Source organism: Aeromonas sp. 25-AL00135, assembly GCF_054052385.1.
Window position 1 is genome coordinate 141,388 of record NZ_JBSTYQ010000010.1, and the last position, 15,669, is coordinate 157,056.

At 60.3% G+C, this 15,669-nt stretch carries 13 protein-coding genes; 6 read left to right on the forward strand and 7 right to left on the reverse strand.

What is annotated here, in order from left to right; genetic code table 11:
* Positions 1-63: 63 nt before the first annotated feature.
* Complete coding sequence (locus ACW5XC_RS11510; RefSeq protein WP_371155262.1) at positions 64-567, forward strand: hypothetical protein; 504 nt, start codon at positions 64-66, stop codon at positions 565-567.
* Positions 568-605: 38 nt separating this feature from the next.
* Here the strand turns inward: ACW5XC_RS11510 and rimI are convergent, their stop codons facing one another.
* Both rimI and ACW5XC_RS11520 read right to left on the reverse strand, forming a co-directional pair.
* Positions 606-1,055 (reverse strand): ribosomal protein S18-alanine N-acetyltransferase, encoded by a 450-nt coding sequence (gene rimI, locus ACW5XC_RS11515; RefSeq protein ID WP_042053375.1) that lies wholly within the window; start codon positions 1,053-1,055, stop codon positions 606-608.
* Positions 1,056-1,164: 109 nt separating this feature from the next.
* A complete protein-coding gene (locus ACW5XC_RS11520; protein ID WP_042053376.1) occupies positions 1,165-1,599 on the reverse strand; it encodes a DNA polymerase III subunit psi in 435 nt (144 codons plus the stop codon).
* A 314-nt stretch (positions 1,600-1,913) separates the two neighbouring features.
* Between ACW5XC_RS11520 and ACW5XC_RS11525 the strand changes: the two genes are divergently transcribed.
* The 3 genes from ACW5XC_RS11525 (at position 1,914) to ACW5XC_RS11535 (ending at position 7,056) form a co-directional block, all read left to right on the forward strand.
* Positions 1,914-3,527, forward strand: a complete 1,614-nt coding sequence (locus ACW5XC_RS11525) for an ATPase RavA domain-containing protein (protein WP_042053377.1) — start codon at positions 1,914-1,916, stop codon at positions 3,525-3,527.
* A 9-nt stretch (positions 3,528-3,536) separates the two neighbouring features.
* Entirely contained in the window at positions 3,537-4,991 is a 1,455-nt protein-coding gene (viaA, locus tag ACW5XC_RS11530) for an ATPase RavA stimulator ViaA (RefSeq protein WP_042053379.1), read from the forward strand.
* A 217-nt stretch (positions 4,992-5,208) separates the two neighbouring features.
* A complete protein-coding gene (locus ACW5XC_RS11535; RefSeq protein ID WP_042053380.1) occupies positions 5,209-7,056 on the forward strand; it encodes a GGDEF domain-containing protein in 1,848 nt (615 codons plus the stop codon).
* Between the two features lie 141 nt (positions 7,057-7,197).
* Here the strand turns inward: ACW5XC_RS11535 and ACW5XC_RS11540 are convergent, their stop codons facing one another.
* Positions 7,198-7,920 (reverse strand): SDR family oxidoreductase, encoded by a 723-nt coding sequence (locus tag ACW5XC_RS11540; protein WP_042053381.1) that lies wholly within the window; start codon positions 7,918-7,920, stop codon positions 7,198-7,200.
* A gap of 429 nt (positions 7,921-8,349) precedes the next feature.
* Between ACW5XC_RS11540 and prfC the strand changes: the two genes are divergently transcribed.
* Entirely contained in the window at positions 8,350-9,939 is a 1,590-nt protein-coding gene (gene prfC / locus ACW5XC_RS11545) for a peptide chain release factor 3 (RefSeq protein WP_085942998.1), read from the forward strand.
* A 248-nt stretch (positions 9,940-10,187) separates the two neighbouring features.
* Here the strand turns inward: prfC and ACW5XC_RS11550 are convergent, their stop codons facing one another.
* The 4 genes from ACW5XC_RS11550 to mdtH all read right to left on the reverse strand — a co-directional run bounded on the left by ACW5XC_RS11550 (position 10,188) and on the right by mdtH (position 14,662).
* Positions 10,188-11,099 (reverse strand): bifunctional helix-turn-helix transcriptional regulator/GNAT family N-acetyltransferase, encoded by a 912-nt coding sequence (locus tag ACW5XC_RS11550; RefSeq protein WP_042053382.1) that lies wholly within the window; start codon positions 11,097-11,099, stop codon positions 10,188-10,190.
* 157 nt (positions 11,100-11,256) lie between these two features.
* Complete coding sequence (locus ACW5XC_RS11555) at positions 11,257-12,906, reverse strand: hypothetical protein (RefSeq protein ID WP_042053383.1); 1,650 nt, start codon at positions 12,904-12,906, stop codon at positions 11,257-11,259.
* Between the two features lie 14 nt (positions 12,907-12,920).
* Complete coding sequence (locus tag ACW5XC_RS11560) at positions 12,921-13,331, reverse strand: type III secretion system chaperone (protein WP_042053384.1); 411 nt, start codon at positions 13,329-13,331, stop codon at positions 12,921-12,923.
* 134 nt (positions 13,332-13,465) lie between these two features.
* Positions 13,466-14,662 (reverse strand): multidrug efflux MFS transporter MdtH, encoded by a 1,197-nt coding sequence (mdtH, locus tag ACW5XC_RS11565; RefSeq protein WP_042053386.1) that lies wholly within the window; start codon positions 14,660-14,662, stop codon positions 13,466-13,468.
* A gap of 92 nt (positions 14,663-14,754) precedes the next feature.
* Here mdtH and ACW5XC_RS11570 point away from each other — a divergent pair, with 92 nt between their 5' ends.
* Positions 14,755-15,648, forward strand: a complete 894-nt coding sequence (locus tag ACW5XC_RS11570) for a LysR family transcriptional regulator (protein ID WP_005340524.1) — start codon at positions 14,755-14,757, stop codon at positions 15,646-15,648.
* The last annotated feature ends 21 nt before the right edge of the window (positions 15,649-15,669 follow it).

Here is a 15,669-nt window from a genome sequence, read left to right on the forward strand (position 1 = left end):
GGCAGAGAGAGGGTTAACGATATGAATCTGTGGGTGAAAGGGGCGTTGGCCGTGGTCGGGCTGATGGTGGTGGGGGGCGCTGCGTTTTGGTTCTTTGCCGGAACGTCATCACAGGGGCCCGCCAATCCCTGGTATCAGGGGGCCGAGGGGTATCAGCAGGCGCAGCAACAGGCGCTGGCGTTGGGCTATCCGCTGCTCTATGTGCTGGAGACCCCCAAGTGCCGCCGCTGCGGCGATCTGGAGAAGAAATTCTGGCAGAGCAAGGAGATGGCTGGTCCGCTTGCCCGGCTGGTGAAGGTGCGGCTCAACCCGGGCAAGGGGGATGGCAGCGAGCAGATCCTGCGCCGCTTTCCCAAAGTCGCCACACCGCCCGGCATCTATATCCAGCAGCCGGGCCAACCCCTCAGACCCATCAAGATAGTGGTGGATATCGACCAGATCTGGATGCCGGGAAAAACCTGGCAGCGGGGCTTCTATATGCCGCTCTCCGGGGCCGGATTCGAGGCGGTGGTGCATACCACCCTGGCCTTGCAGGATCCCGCACTGGACAACGCCCCCCTCGATTGAGGGGGGACAAAAGGCTTGGGCGCGACGAACAGGCTGGATCAGCCGAAATCGAACAGTCGCGACATCAACACCGCATCTTCCCTGTCATTGCCGGTGCCGTAGTAGTCGGCGCGGCGGCAATACTCGGCAAAACCGGCGCTCTCGTAGAGGTTGATGGCGGTCTGGTTACCGGCCCGCACCTCGAGAAACCAGGCCTCTGCCCCGGCTTGCTTGCTGCGCGCCAGATAGGCCTGCAACAGCGCCCGTCCCAACCCCTTGCCCTGAAACGCCGGATGCACGCAGATATTCATCAGCGAGCTGTCACCGGCCACCAGATCCGAGATATAGAAGCCCGCCGGGCGACCATCGACCAGCATCAAACCGTTGAGATAGCGAGGACCGAAGCAGGAGAGCAGGTTGGCCTCACTCCACGGCTCCTTGTGAGCGGCTTGCTCGATGGGGTAGACAAGGGCGAAATCGCTCTCGAGCAGAGGACGAAACTCAGGCATGGGGGCTCCGGATGGCAAGATGTTGGGCACTGGGGTTGGCAGAGGCGGCATTTGTAAAATCACGTAAAAAGAGCAGCATCACAGTGGGACTTGGCGGCATGATGCAGGATCACGCCGCATTGGCCGCAAGGTGCTGGCGCAGCTGTTGCCACAGGGCGCGCTTTTGCGCGGCGCTGGGAGCGAGCGGGCAGATCAGCGCATCAGGCCGCGCGGGGTTGGCCTCCGTCAGCCAGAGCAGAGGGGAGGCGCCCGCCGTTTGCAGATCGGCAGGCGGCAGCTCGCTGAGTAGTGAGACCTCGTCGGGGGTCATGCCGAGCAGCTGGCAGATATCCGCCAGCAGCGTGGTGGCAGGCAGCTGAGGCGCCAGCAGCCAGAGTTTGCCGCTGGGCAGCGGCGCGCGGGTGGCTGGTGCCGTCTGGCCCGGCGGTGTGGCGTTTTGCTCAAGGTCGGGAGCGGGAGTTGCGCCCAGCAATGCCGGACGACGCAGTTGCCAGCTTTGAATGCCCATGCGGGCCAACATGCTCTGACGAACGGGATCTTGCATTTGAGGCGACTCACTCTTGATCTGCATTGGGGAAAATTGTGTTGCGCAGGGTACACTCGAACCGCTTTTGCTGCACCTTTTGCAACGCATCATCTGGCGCATGCGGGCATGGTGTTCATCACGACACTGGCTATGCATAGGCGCTGCACGTTGCCGATACGGTATCGCACTGCCCTTGCGTTTTTTCCTGCCAGAGGCGGGTATTGTGCGGCAAGAGATACCAGAATAAACATCATAACAAGACAAAACCCAAGGTCGAGCAAATGGATATCGCGCCTTGGGGCTAACATCATCCCAGCTTCGGAACACTCTCTATGTCGTCTTTAGCTCAAGCCCAGAACCCTGCGCGTTTTATTCCCATCCAGGAGCGATTGCCCCGGCTGCTGGCCGCCCTCGGTGAGGGACTCTACGAACGGCAGGATGCCTTGCGCCTCGGTCTGCTGGCTGCCCTCAGTGGCGAGAGTGTCTTCTTGCTGGGGCCACCCGGTATTGCCAAGAGCCTGATCGCCCGCCGCCTCAAGCTGGCCTTTCACGACGCCCGCCACTTTGAATACCTGATGACCCGTTTCAGTACGCCGGAGGAGGTGTTCGGCCCCCTCTCCATTCAGGCGCTGAAAGAGGATGGCAAATACCTGCGCCTCACCACAGGTTATCTGCCGGAGGCCGAAGTGGTGTTCCTCGACGAGATCTGGAAGGCAGGCCCCGCCATCCTCAACACTCTGCTCACCGCCATCAACGAGCGGCAGTTTCGCAACGGCGACAGCCAGCACCCCATCCCGATGCGCTTGCTGGTGACCGCGTCCAACGAGCTGCCAGCGCAGGACAGCGGGCTGGAAGCGCTCTACGACCGGATGCTGGTGCGGATCTGGATGGACCGGGTGCAGGAGAAAGCCAACTTTCAATCCATGCTGGCCAGCGATGGCCACGCCCACCAGAACTTGCCGGAATCCCTGCAGATCCGGGGGGATGAGTACGAGCTGTGGCAGAGCCAGATTGAACAGGTGCGCCTGCCGGATGGCTGTTTCGAGCTTATCTATCAGCTGCGTCAGCAGCTCGACAGCCAGCTGGCCCATCGCTGCTATGTGTCGGATCGCCGCTGGAAGAAGGCAGTACGGCTTATCAAGGCGAGCGCCTTCTTCAATGGCCGTGACGAGGTCGCACCGGTAGATCTGCTGCTGTTCAAGGATTGTCTCTGGCATGACGAGGAGTCCCGCACCGCCTTGCTGGAGATGATGACCGAATTCTCCCGTCTCTACGGCTATCAGCAACTGGCGATGACCCGTCAGCTGCTGGCGTTGCGGGATCAGTTCAAACAGCTCAAACAGAGCGTGGCCCAGCGCCTTTGCACAAAGGCCCGCCAACGCAAGCAGTGGTTTGGCCGGCGGGCCCGGGGTATCGAGATCCCGCTTGCCAATGCCAGACCCTTCGGCAAGCAGGTGCACTTCCATCTGCTCACCCCGGCACCGCTGGATGGCAGCGATCCCGAACGTCTTACCCGCACCCTGGTGTTCGATCGCACCCTGCTCTCCCACTGGCGCCCCATCGGTGAGGCGCTGGTAGGTTATGAGTTCGGCAACCCGAAAGAGGGCCATTACGAGCTGGTGCTGGACGATGAGCTGCGGCTGCAGGTGCTCGATATCCAGCGCCAGCAGATCCCGCTGGTTTTGATGGAGCGCAACGCCATCCCCGAGGTGGTGCTGGCGCCCTGGTTGCAGTCGCTCGACGAGTTGCTGGTTCAGGTCGGCAAGGTGATGCAGGAGCTCAAACAGCAGCGCAGCCTGTTCGAGCGTCACCAACAACACCTCTTTATCGCCCAGCGCTGGCTGCAGCAGGTGGAAGACAGCTTCTTTGTGCTGAACCGGGATCTCGAACTGCTGCGCAACGAGCTGACCCTGTGGCGCGAGCGGTTGCCACGGCTGGACGAGTAAGGAGCGCTCATGCTTGAGATCGGCATGCTGGATCTGGGCCTTCTCATGGGAGAGGGTGAGCTGGCGGGAGAGGTGGTGGCGTTGCTGGCGGCCTCGCCCAAGATTTCCGAATTTATCAAACGCTCCCCGCTACAGGGCAAGCTGCTGAAAAAGCGCCTGCAGAGCTGGGGCGAGCAGCTTGGCGAGGAGATCCGTCACAAGCCGGTGCCGGTGGCGCTGGAGCAGGAGTACCTGCTCTATCAGGCACACCGGCAACTGCCGATGACCGAGCTGATTGGTCGCCTGCCCGGCTTGCTGGAGTTGCTGGAGCAGTACAGCCCCTTCGCCGGTGAGGCCCGCTCCTTGGTGCGTCAGCTGACTGCTCACCCCACCGAGGGGCTGCGCCAGCTCTTTATCGACAAGTGGCGCGCCAGTCTGGTGGGGAGCCTGCTGCAACTGCAGCAGCAGATCGCCGAAGCGGAGCGGGAGAAGCAGCGTCAGGAGATTGAAGATCAGCTGCTGGCGAGCCGCACCCTGGCCGATGCCCTCGATCCCAACCAGATCTCCGCTGGTGGTCTTTGGGATCTGGCGCAGGGGCACTGGCACAAGCGCAGTCTGGTGCTGGTCAAGCAGTATGCACGCATGTTGCAGCGCGAACCCTTGCTGGCGGAGATTGCCGGCCTGCTCGGGCGCAGCGAGCGGGATCGGCGGGCGCAGGAGCAACCTGTGCCGCCGGTTCAGGTGCTGGAGCTGGAGCCAGCCCCCAGTGACGATGTGCCGGACGATCTGGTGGGGATCCATCAGGCGAACGATCTGATGAGGTTACTGCCAAGTGAAGCTGTGATGCTGGGGCTGCCGGAGCTGGAGCTGGAGTTCTATCGCCGCTATCTGGAGCGGCGCCTGCTCAGCTATCAGTCACGTGGCACCTTGCCGCGCCAGCGCATCATGCAGCGCACCCCGGAGCAGGGGGGGCAGCAGTTGCAGCAGCGAGGCCCCTTTATCGTCTGCGTCGATACTTCCGGTTCCATGGGGGGATATCCCGAGGAGTGTGCCAAGGCGCTGTTTCTGGCGTTGCTCAAGGTGGCGATGGATGAGAAGCGCGGCTGCTACCTGATGCTCTTCTCCACCGAGGTGGCGACCCTCGAGATCACCGCGGATACCGGTCTGGACAAGGCGGAGCGCTTTCTCTCCATGAGTTTTCACGGCGGTACCGATCTGGTGCCCTGCCTCGAGAAGGCACTGGCCAAGCTCGATGATCCCGCCTTTGCCAAGGCGGACGTGCTGGTCATCTCCGATTTTATCGCCCAGAGCCTGCCCCACGCCCTGCTCGATCAGATGAACCACTATCGTCAGCGCCAGACCCGTTTCCACGCCGTCGCCATGTCCCGTCACGCCAAGCAGGCGCTGCTGCGGGTGTTCGACAACAGCTGGCTGCTCGATTGCGGCCTGCGCGGCCGGCTGCTGCGGCGCTGGCAGCATCTGTGACGATATAGAGGACACCAGTTGGGCATCTGATTGCGATTTTCCCCCTCCCTGATTCGGCCGGCGCTCACCCTGACTCGACGATGATTCGCTACTGTGGGTCCGGTGGACATATCTTTGGGCTTCCTGCGGTGGCGCTTCCCTTTACAACGGTGGTGGCAGAAGGGAACAATAACAATAGTCATGTAGTATCGGATTGCCCCTTTTATCCGGAGAGTTTATGCGTCATCTCGCTGTACTGCTTTTGTTGGCAGCGTTCAGGCTTGCAGCTTATCCTTTGGCTCCTGCCCAGCTGGAAGGGGTGCTTGATGAGATGGAGCGAACCTACCAGCTTATAGAGTTACAGAGCGAGCGACTTAACCAGTTATTGCTGGAGGGGGATTCTTATTCACAATCGCAGCTGATGCGGATCAGGCGTTTGACCTGTTGGGCACAATCTGCCGATGACATGCAGAAGTCCAGTGCGGCTGTTACCTATGCCAATGCCCAATTGTTGCTGGCTTATCAGCAGCAGGATGGCGTTGCTATGGCAGACCTGACCATCTGTCGTGGTTGGTTCAATCAGCTACTGGGTGATGTGGCACATGCCCGTAAGGACTACGATGAGGGGTTGCAACGGGCCAGGGTGGCCCACGAGCCAAAGCTGGAAGCTCAGGCTCTGTCCCACCGTGGCGCTATGTTGTCGTTTCACGGCGCGGCAGGCCAAGGGTTGGTCGATCTTACCAGGGCGCACACCATTTATGAACGGCTCGGATTGATATCATGGTCTCAGCACGTCCAGCTGGAGATTGCAGCAGCATTTCGTCGTATGGGCCTTTATACCGATGCATTTACTGCTTTGGCGCCGCTTCGTCCGTACTTTATCGCCAGCAGTGATCGCTTCGGCATGGCCAGACTTAGCGATCAACTTGCTCTTATCTATCTGCGGACCGAACGTTATCAGGATGCCTTGGCTGAACTTGAGCTCAGCTCTGCATACTACCGTCAGATCCGGTATCGGATTGAGCATGCTGCTCGTCAGATAATGAAGGCCGAGGCCCTGCTCGGGCTGGGTAACCCCGATGAAGCAAAGAGTTTGTTGGATGCGGCTAGCAAAGTCTTGTTGGCAGATGTGGATCCCGTGCTTTATGGCCGTGTAGAGTTGGTGAGAGCCAAGTGGCAGCTGCAGGCTGGGCAACCGGAACAAGCGCTGCAGTCGCTGGAGCGAGTTGAGCCCATTCTCAAGGCGAAGGGCTATGTATTGTTTCTTACCACGTTGTATGCATTGCGTGCTGAGGCACAGGAGGCGTTGCATAACTATCCTGCGGCGTTGGCTGCCCAGCGGGATAACCTGACGCAAGAACAGCTCCTCGCTCAACTGTTACGGGAGCAAAGCATTGCCTGGGTTCGCGGCGAGTTCGAACTGGCCCGTCAAGAAGGGGATAATGCACGACTGAGAATCGAGCAGCAGTTGCAGCAGCAGGAGCTGGAGCAGGTCAAGGAGCGTCGCTTCTGGCTGCTGGTGGTGATGGTGCTCTGCGGGGTACTGGCACTGCTGACGATGGGGTGGCTGCTTGATCGCAACCGTCGGATGCGTCGTCTGGCCTTTACCGATGAGCTGACCGGCATCAACAACCGCCGTCGGGTGCTGCGGCAGGGCAGTGATATGTTGGCGCAGGCTCGCAGGCAGGGCACGCCATTTTGTCTGCTGGTGTTCGATATCGATCACTTCAAGCGGATCAACGATACCCTGGGACATCATCAAGGAGACAGGGTGCTGCAATGGGTCTCTCGGGCGGCAGATCGTCAGCTGCGGCATCAGGATCAGTTGGGGCGTACCGGCGGAGAGGAGTTCTTGATCCTGCTGCCGGATACCAGCCTTGAAGAGGCGTGCCGGGTGGCTGAGCGGATCCGTCACACGGTGGCCAACCGGGCGCTGCCCGGCATGTCGTACCCGGTAACTATCAGTATCGGATGTGCCTCTCTGCGAGACGATGATCAGGATCTGGCGGCCTTGATCCAGCGTTCTGACAATGCGCTGTATCGTGCGAAAGAGGCGGGGCGCAACCGGCTGGAGACAGACGAGTGACGGGCTGGGTATTGTCACTCAGCAGGATGTCATCGCTATTCGGGAGCACACTGATACGGCGATGATGCTCGTCCCCTGCGCTCGTTCTTGCCTGCGATGACAGATTGGCAAGCGCGAGCGCAGAAGACCGTCAAAAGGGCGTTATGCCCAGGCGCTGCCGCCATTGAGGTGAAGCACCTCACCATTCATGTTGTTATTGCTCATCAGGAATAGCGCGGCCTGCGCATAATCCTCTCCCTCTCCCAAGCGTTTCAACGGCAGGCTTTGTGCCACGGCAGCCACTTTTTGTGGGTCATTGCCCAGCGCTTTAACCAACATGGGAGTGCGCATGGGGCCCGGGTTGATGACGTTGATCCGACGGGGGGTCAGCTCGGTAACCAGACTATGAGCCAGCGTTTCAACCGCGCCAGCTGCAACGGCAGGGAGTGCCTTACCTAGTTGTGGGCGGCGCGTCACCATCCCGGACGTGAGCACGATGGAGCCGCGTTCGGACAATTTGGGTGCTGCGGCGCGGATCGCATGAACACTTCCCCAGAAGCGGCTGTCCATGTTGATTTTCAAATCCTCGATGGCAGCGGTGAGAAAGCTGCCTGGTCGCATGACGGCGGCGGTGATGACGAGATGATCCAGCGAATCCAGCTGGTTGAAAAAGTGATTGACGGAGTCGACGTCGAGAATATCCAGTTGATGGCCACTGGCATTTGGGCCCAGTTCAGCCAGCGCAGTGGCAAGCTGCTCACGGCTGGAACCGCCGATAATGACCTTGGCGCCTTGCTCGATCGCTTGTTGGGCGGTGGCCAGGCCAAGACCCGAGGTACCACCGATAATGACGATCTGTTGATTGTGCAGGGTGGAATGTTTCATGTAATGACCTCTCTATTATGTAGATACGATTTACATATTTGTAGCTGGATAGGGAAAGTCCAAGTATGAAAATTTATCAAGAGTGGTTGTTGCTGGCATGGGGAGGGGGCCAACTCCACGTGGTCCGGATGCTGCCATCCGATTCGGAGTGTTTGATTTTCTGTTCAGCTGGAACCTGTGGAACGGAGGAGCGGCCAAATTATCATCTCTTGTCAGGCTGGGTATTTTTCACTCGCGCGGGTATAATGTCGCGCAATTTTGCTTTGACTCAGGCGAGAAGACCCATGTAACGCAACCCTCCTCCCTCTCCCCACTAGGTTGGCAATACGCCAGCTGGCGTGGCTTTCGTTGCGTATACATGTGCCGTGAGCGGCATTCCGGATTTATTCCCACGGTGGTTGATGCCACCGCTCAATAGAAGAACGTTGAATTATGTCAGCTGAATTTCTGAGTGAAGTCTCTAAGAGACGCACTTTTGCGATCATTTCGCACCCGGATGCGGGTAAAACCACCATCACCGAGAAAGTCCTGCTGTTCGGACAGGCCATTCAGCGCGCCGGTACCGTCAAGGGCCGTGGCTCGGGCCAGCACGCCAAATCCGACTGGATGGAGATGGAGAAGCAGCGTGGTATCTCCATCACCACCTCGGTGATGCAGTTCCCCTATGCCGATTGTCTGGTCAACCTGCTCGACACCCCGGGTCACGAGGACTTCTCCGAAGATACCTACCGTACCCTGACGGCGGTCGACTGCTGCCTGATGGTCATTGACGCCGCCAAGGGTGTTGAAGACCGGACCCGCAAGCTGATGGAAGTCACCCGTCTGCGGGATACCCCCATCCTCACCTTTATGAACAAGCTGGACCGCGAAGTGCGCGATCCGATGGAAGTGATGGATGAGGTGGAGCGCGAGCTGAAGATCATGTGTGCCCCCATCACCTGGCCTATCGGCTGCGGTAAATCCTTCAAGGGTGTCTACCACCTCTACAAGGATGAGACCTATCTCTATCAGAGCGGTCAGGGCCACACCATCCAGGAGAAGCGGGTGGTCAAGGGGCTGAACAACCCGGATCTGGATGCCGCCGTCGGCGAAGATCTGGCTCAGCAACTGCGTGACGAGCTGGAGCTGGTGCAGGGCGCCTCTCCCGAGTTCGATCACGATGCCTTTATCGCTGGCGAGATGACCCCGGTCTTCTTCGGTACCGCACTGGGTAACTTCGGTGTTGACCACATGCTGGATGGCCTGACTGACTGGGCGCCGTCTCCCATGCCGCGCAAGGCCGAGAGCCGCGAAGTGGTGGCGACCGAGGAGAAGTTCTCCGGTTTCGTATTCAAGATCCAGGCAAACATGGATCCTAAGCACCGTGACCGTATCGCCTTCATGCGTATCGTGTCAGGTACTTACAGCAAGGGCATGAAGATGCGCCACGTGCGCATCGGCAAGGATGTGAACATCTCCGACGCCGTGACCTTTATGGCCGGTGACCGTGAGCAGGCGGAAGACGCCTTCGCCGGTGACATCATCGGTCTGCACAACCACGGTACCATCCAGATCGGCGACACCTTCACCCAGGGTGAGGATCTCAAGTTCACTGGTATCCCGAACTTTGCACCGGAACTGTTCCGCCGCATCCGCCTGCGCGACCCGCTCAAGCAGAAGCAGCTGCTCAAGGGGCTGGTCCAGCTCTCTGAAGAGGGTGCGGTGCAGGTGTTCCGTCCGCTGATCAGCAACGATCTCATCGTTGGTGCGGTCGGTGTGCTGCAGTTTGACGTGGTGGTTTCGCGCCTCAAGAGCGAGTACAACGTCGAGGCCATCTACGAGGCTGTCAACGTCTCCACCGCCCGCTGGGTGGAAGGTACCGACGTCAAGAAGTTCGAAGAGTTCAAGCGCAAGAACGAGGTCAACCTGGCCCTCGATGGCGGTGACAACCTCACCTATATCGCACCGACCATGGTCAACCTGCGCCTGGCACAGGAGCGCCACCCGGACGTTGAGTTCCGCCAGACTCGCGAGCACTGATAAGTGCTTGCCTGCTCGGCAGACAAGATAAAAGAGACCCCGCTTCGGCGGGGTCTCTTGTTTTGTGTCGTTTTGCCTGTTTAAGGAGGGATGCAGGGGGTAATGGTTCAGCATATACCAGTCGCAAGCAGCCCTCACCCTAGCCCTCTCCCGGAGGGAGAGGGAACCATCAGAGGTCAGCCTGAAAGATCGCGGAAGTGTTTTTACCCCCTTCTCCCCTTGCGGGAGAAGGGTTGGGGATGAGGGGGCTACCCCAGTGTCAGCACCATACAGATCTCGCAATCCCCGTGGCCGGTGCAGCCAAGGGGGCCGGGCAGGTGTTCAAAGCCCAGTGATTCGTAGAGGCTGGTGGCCTCGCGCAGTACTTCGGTGGTCTCCAGATAGCAGCGCTGATAGCCCAAGTCACGAGCGGCATCCAGTGCCTGCAATACCAGCCGCTTGCCAAGGCCCAGTCCGCGCAGGGCGGGCATAAAGTACATCTTCTGCAGCTCGCAGACTCCCTCTTCTCCCGCCAATGGCGCGATACCGCCACCGCCGAGGATGGAACCGTCTGGTCCTTCGATGACCCAGTAGCGACTCTTCTCCCCCTGATAGCTCTGGGAGAGGGTATCGAGATTGGGATCCGAGACCCCATAGCCCTTGTCTGCGGTGAGACCATATTCGGCCGATACGGCGCGGATCACCAAGGCGATCTGGGCATTGTCCGCCGCCGTGATGGGGCGGATCTGGTAACCCCGCTGGCGGCGGGCGCGGGAGAGGGCGCTGCGATAGAGCCGCAGCCCTTGCCACAACTGCTCCCGCTCGGGCAGGCTCAACTGCGCCAGCATCTCTTCCATCGCCCCGTCCATCTCCCGGTGCAACTCCAGCAGCATCCCCTGACCGTTGACGGTGAGGCGGGCCTCCTTGCTGCGGCCGTCGGAGGGGTGCGGGTGCCAGCTGATGAGCTCCCGCTCGGCGAGGCGTGCCAGCGGACGGCTGGCGTTGGATTTGTCGATGTGCAGCTTTTCTGCCAGCTGCTGGTTGGTGGCCGGGGCGTTTTCCAGCTCGATCAGCAGGTGAGCCTCGATGGGGGTGAGGGCCAGATTGCCGCATTGCTGGGAGAGCATGCCGAGTTCGCGAACCAGATCGCGCGACAGGGCGCGCAGGGGACGGGGATCCATATCGTGGGTTCCTTTTTAGTTGTGCATGACAACTAAAATAGCGTAAAAGTTGTAATTCGCAACTTTTTTTCTCCGTCATGTTTGTATGGGGGAGGTGGAGCAGACTAACCCTGTGTCACTGGATCGGATCAGGATTAGCTGCGGTGATGGCCTGCTATCAGCCTTTGGCGGTCGGAATGCCCCAATCATTCAATCTGGTCTGCCACTGGTGAAGCCCTGCCTTGATCCGAAACGGCCCCAGTTGCCATGGGGTGGGCATGGCTTGCTCCAGCGTGCGAGCCAGCAGCTGTTTGGCCCAGCCCGAACGGTCGGAGCCCTGCCAGCTACCGCCCTGTAACTGCAACATGGAGATGACCTGACGCAGTTCGTGCAATCTGCCGATGCTCTGCTCTTGCTTGAGCTGGCGCATTCTGGCCTGGGATGGCAGTAACCAGCCAAGCAAGCGGGCGGTACGGCTGGTAGCTGGTTGCCGTAGCGCCTGAATACCCTCGTCCAGCACCTTGAAGTAGGGCTGGGTGAGCGTGACTCCCAACATATCTAGGGTATGGGAGGAAAACCGATCTGCATCTGAGTGGGTCGGAAGATTCAGGGTGTTAGCCTCGACTTGCTGCAGGTAGTGGTTGTTTTCCTCCTTGAGCTGCTGCGCCAGCTCTCGCACCTGGGGGAGGGATAACCGGGACAGGATTGTCAAATCGACACGGGTTGCCGGGATCGGAACTGCCGGGGGCAGATGCTGGCCATCCAGTTCGGCTTGCAGGTTGGCGGCTGCTCTGGTCAGTTTTGCCAGGGCCTGACAGGCCGGGCGATTGGCCAGTTGGCGGGTGATCTCCTGCTCCAGCTTGAGATGTTCCTGTGCCTCCTGCTGCCTTCGCTGGGCCTCCTTCTTCAGTTCGATCGTTGGATTGGGCAGATCATCGCTTGGTGCGGCAGTGGTGGTGGCAAGCGCTGCTGGCGGTAGCGGTGTGGCCCGTACAGTGAAGTTGAACTCCAGTATCCCTTCGAGTTTGAAGTGACGACCCAGAATGCTTTCCCGCACTCTCGCTTGGGCGAAGGCGTTATAGAGCGCACCACGGCCATGACCGGCCAGCAGACGGTTTATCAGGGTTGCAGTCTCCTCCTTGCGGGAGGGAAGGGCGTTGATCTTGACCTGTACCCCCCTGGGTGTATCGAGCAAGCCAAGATAGCGGCCGATCTCGGGCTGTTGCAGATAGCCTCGCAGATAGGCGGTGTGGCGCTCACGTTTGGCTGGGTCGGCGTCCAGATAGTGTTGCAGCACCTGTTTTAGCTCCTGCGCCAGTTGCAGCAGTTCGGGTTCGCGCAAGGAGCGCGATGGAAGTGGTTGGCTGCGTAACTGGCAGGATTTGCTGCCAAAGGCACCCTTGAGAGTGATATAGCGCCCGATCTCACCGGTGGGATCTTTGACCAGGGGCTGGATGAATGTTTTGCCGTCCGGCAGTTTTTTTAGCTGGTTGAGCAGGGTGACCAGGTGGGTCATGGGATCGGTTTTCGCCAGCGTCGGTTTGCCGAGTTCATTGCGCATCTGTCCAGCGCTCAGCAATTCATCCAGCGCGGTTTGCTGTTCGGGGTGCTGTGCCAGATAGCCCGAGAGCCCCTTGCGCAGTTCATGGTTCAGCAACTGCTGGCTATCTGGTGTCAGGGCTGGCGGGGGCGGGAGTGTCAGTTCAGCCCGTTCGGCGGTGGGAGCGGTCAGATTGCGAAACAGGTTAATCAGGCGATGGCCGGGATTGCTCTGGTGGCTGGGTGGCATTGCGATAGCTGCAAGTGGGGCGCTGTGGTCGATCTTCATGATGAGCTCCTTGCTCACAGCTCTGCTGCGTAGAGTCGGGGGGTGAGGTCATGAGCCAGTCCGACAAGTTGACCCATCAGGTTGTCGAGCAGTGGTTCATCGCAGTGAGCGAGAAAAATCTGGGCGTAGAGGGTGAGGATTGGCATATCGCCATCCAACCCGAGCCAGGTGCCACCCATCAGAGCGACCTCGCTATTGAGGCTCAGCCAGTGCTGCAGGTTGGCGGGGGTCAGATGATTGGCATCCAGCTGGCCTGTCATCGGAGTGGTGATGAGCAGCACGCTCTCATCGGGAGCGACTTCCAGCCACCACTCTCTATTCTGCTGATCCAGCAACAGAAAGAACCGGTTTTTCTCATCCGGGGCCGCAGGGACCTGCATACCGGAGAGGCGGGCGATCCAGTGATAAACAGGGTGGTGTGACATGGTGGCTCTCCCTTTTGCCAAGTGTTGGGAAGAGTATTTCATGGTGTGGCGGCACGCTCTGTCAGTGCTGGCCGCAATTATGGCGGGAAAGGACGAACGACAGCTCCTATGATTGGGCTGCCGCAGGATGCTCGTCAGGCTGCAGCTCTGATAGCCAGCTCCGGACGGCGGGAGAAGCAGTGGGCAAGCAGCAGCATGGTGGCCACGCCCACCGTACCCAGCACCAGCCATGGGAGAGCCGGTTGTCCCTGTTGCAGCGAGAAGTCATAGAGGGAGCCACCGCCCACGTAGCCGGTCATGCCTCCCAGCGCCAGTCCGAGGCGGCTGAAGCCCATGTAGCTGCCGCGGGCTGTGGGGTTGGCAAGCCGGGTCATCAGGGTCTCCCGGGCCGGTTCACAGATGATGATCCCCAGATAGAAGCAGGCCAGCAGTACGAAGATGCCGGAGAGGGTGCTGACGAAGGCGACCAGCCCGATCCCCACCGTCATGAGCAGGATACCCGCCATCAGCCGGCTCTCCAGCCGATAGCGCCGCTCGCTGAAACGGGCGATAGGGTAGAGCAGCGCCAGTGACAGCGCCGTTTCCAGGCTGTACATCCAGCCCACCGCCGTGGTGGTACCTGAGAGCTGCTTGACCAGAATGGGGAAAATCAGCATCACCTGTACCCACAGCATGTAGTAGCCGCTCAGGATCAGTACCAGTCGGCAGAAGGCGCGATCAGCCAGCACCTGTCCCAACCCTTCCCGCATCGGGGTCGGTTTGACCGAGAGGCGGTAGGCGGGCAGCAGGGTCCAGTTGCAGAGAGCCGCCAGGGTGAAGAGTCCGGCGCCCAGCAGGCAGACGTAGGTGAAGTCAAAGCGCAGCAGCCAGCTGCCGAGCAGGGCACCGGTGACGGCCCCTGCGCTCTCCAGCATCATCAGCAGGGAGATAAAGCGGCCCCGCTCATGGGGACGGGTAAATTTGATCACCAGTGCGGCCCGGGGTGGGTCGAACAGGCAACCGCCCAGTCCGGAGAGGAAGCAGGAGAAGATCAGCATGGTGCCACTGTCGGCCCAGGCCAGGGTGGCAAAGCCGACGGCGCGCAACAGCATGCCGGTGACGATGAGCGGGCGGGCGCCAAAGCGGTCAGCGAGGGAGCCGCCAAAGATCCCCAGCCCCTGCTGGGTCAGCTGGCGCAGGCCGAGGGCCAGCCCCACCAGACCGGCCGCCCAGCCGAGTTGATCGACGAAGCGCAGGCTGATCATCGGCATCACCACAAAGAAACCCAGGATCACCAGTGTGGTATCCAGCGCCAGAAACCAGCGCCCCCAAAACCTCGCCCTATCGACCATAACGCCCTCTCATTCACAGATACCTTCATTCTGGAGAGGGTTTAGATATAGTGGTAGACGACAACTACCTATATTTCATATCAGGATTATTTATGTCTATGGATTTGGACGATCTGCAACTGCTGCTGGATGTGGCCGAGCTGGGCAGCTTCAGTCAGGCGGCGGCCATTCGTGGCTGGTCACAGCCGCTGGTGAGCCAGCGGATTGCCCAGCTGGAGGAGAGCCTCGGAGCACCGCTGTTTCAGCGTCATCGACGCGGGGTGACGCCGACCCGTGCCTGCGAGGAGTTTCTCCCTGCCGCTCGCTCGGCGCTGGCCACTCTGAGTGAAGGACGGTTGGCACTGCAGGGGGCACCTGCGCTGCCTTGTATCCGTCTCTCCAGTCTGCCATCCCTCACCTCCGTGGTGTTTGGCTCGCTATTGATGGAGCTGGTGGATGAGCCGTTCGAAATCCGCTGCACCACGGATCACTCCGGCGAGATCATGCAGTCGCTGCTGACCGGGGAGGCCGATATCGGCTTTGTACTCAAGCGTCCGCCGGTTGCTGGCCTGCAGATGGAGCTGCTTTGCTGCTCCCCCATTATCGCTATCGCCTCGCCATTGCATCCGCTGGCCGGTTGTCACGGCCTCACCCTGGAGGATATTGCCGACCAGCGGCTGGCGCCTCAGGTATGGGGGCCGGGGTGTGACGTCTTTATCCAGCAGTTGCGGCGGCTGCGGCGGGCTGCCAGCCCCCTGCATGCGGTGCAGCCCGCCAGTGCGGCGCGGGATCTGGCGCTGGAACACGGGTTTATCACCCTGATGCCGGAGCTGGCCATCAAGCGGGATCTGGAGGTGGGGCGGCTGGTCAGGCTCGATGTGCGCAATCTGCCGCAAGAGCATTGGGATGTGATGATGGCTTGGCGAGGTGGCAAGCGGCCCAACCCGGCCCGGGAAACCGTGTTGGCCACCGCCCGCACGCTGGCGAAACGGTGGCGCAATGAGTAGAGCGATGCGGGACAAGGCCCG

Bases quoted from the DNA above. Each gene is read 5' to 3' on its own strand.
- ACW5XC_RS11555 (WP_042053383.1), bottom strand. From the start codon at position 12,906: ATGAAGATCGACCACAGCGCCCCACTTGCAGCTATCGCAATGCCACCC.
- ACW5XC_RS11520 (WP_042053376.1), bottom strand. From the start codon at position 1,599: ATGCAAGATCCCGTTCGTCAGAGCATGTTGGCCCGCATGGGCATTCAA.
- mdtH (WP_042053386.1), bottom strand. From the start codon at position 14,662: ATGGTCGATAGGGCGAGGTTTTGGGGGCGCTGGTTTCTGGCGCTGGAT.
- ACW5XC_RS11535 (WP_042053380.1), top strand. From the start codon at position 5,209: ATGCGTCATCTCGCTGTACTGCTTTTGTTGGCAGCGTTCAGGCTTGCA.
- ACW5XC_RS11510 (WP_371155262.1), top strand. From the start codon at position 64: ATGGTGGTGGGGGGCGCTGCGTTTTGGTTCTTTGCCGGAACGTCATCA.
- ACW5XC_RS11540 (WP_042053381.1), bottom strand. From the start codon at position 7,920: ATGAAACATTCCACCCTGCACAATCAACAGATCGTCATTATCGGTGGT.
- rimI (WP_042053375.1), bottom strand. From the start codon at position 1,055: ATGCCTGAGTTTCGTCCTCTGCTCGAGAGCGATTTCGCCCTTGTCTAC.
- ACW5XC_RS11570 (WP_005340524.1), top strand. From the start codon at position 14,755: ATGTCTATGGATTTGGACGATCTGCAACTGCTGCTGGATGTGGCCGAG.
- viaA (WP_042053379.1), top strand. From the start codon at position 3,537: ATGCTTGAGATCGGCATGCTGGATCTGGGCCTTCTCATGGGAGAGGGT.
- ACW5XC_RS11550 (WP_042053382.1), bottom strand. From the start codon at position 11,099: ATGGATCCCCGTCCCCTGCGCGCCCTGTCGCGCGATCTGGTTCGCGAA.
- ACW5XC_RS11525 (WP_042053377.1), top strand. From the start codon at position 1,914: ATGTCGTCTTTAGCTCAAGCCCAGAACCCTGCGCGTTTTATTCCCATC.
- ACW5XC_RS11560 (WP_042053384.1), bottom strand. From the start codon at position 13,331: ATGTCACACCACCCTGTTTATCACTGGATCGCCCGCCTCTCCGGTATG.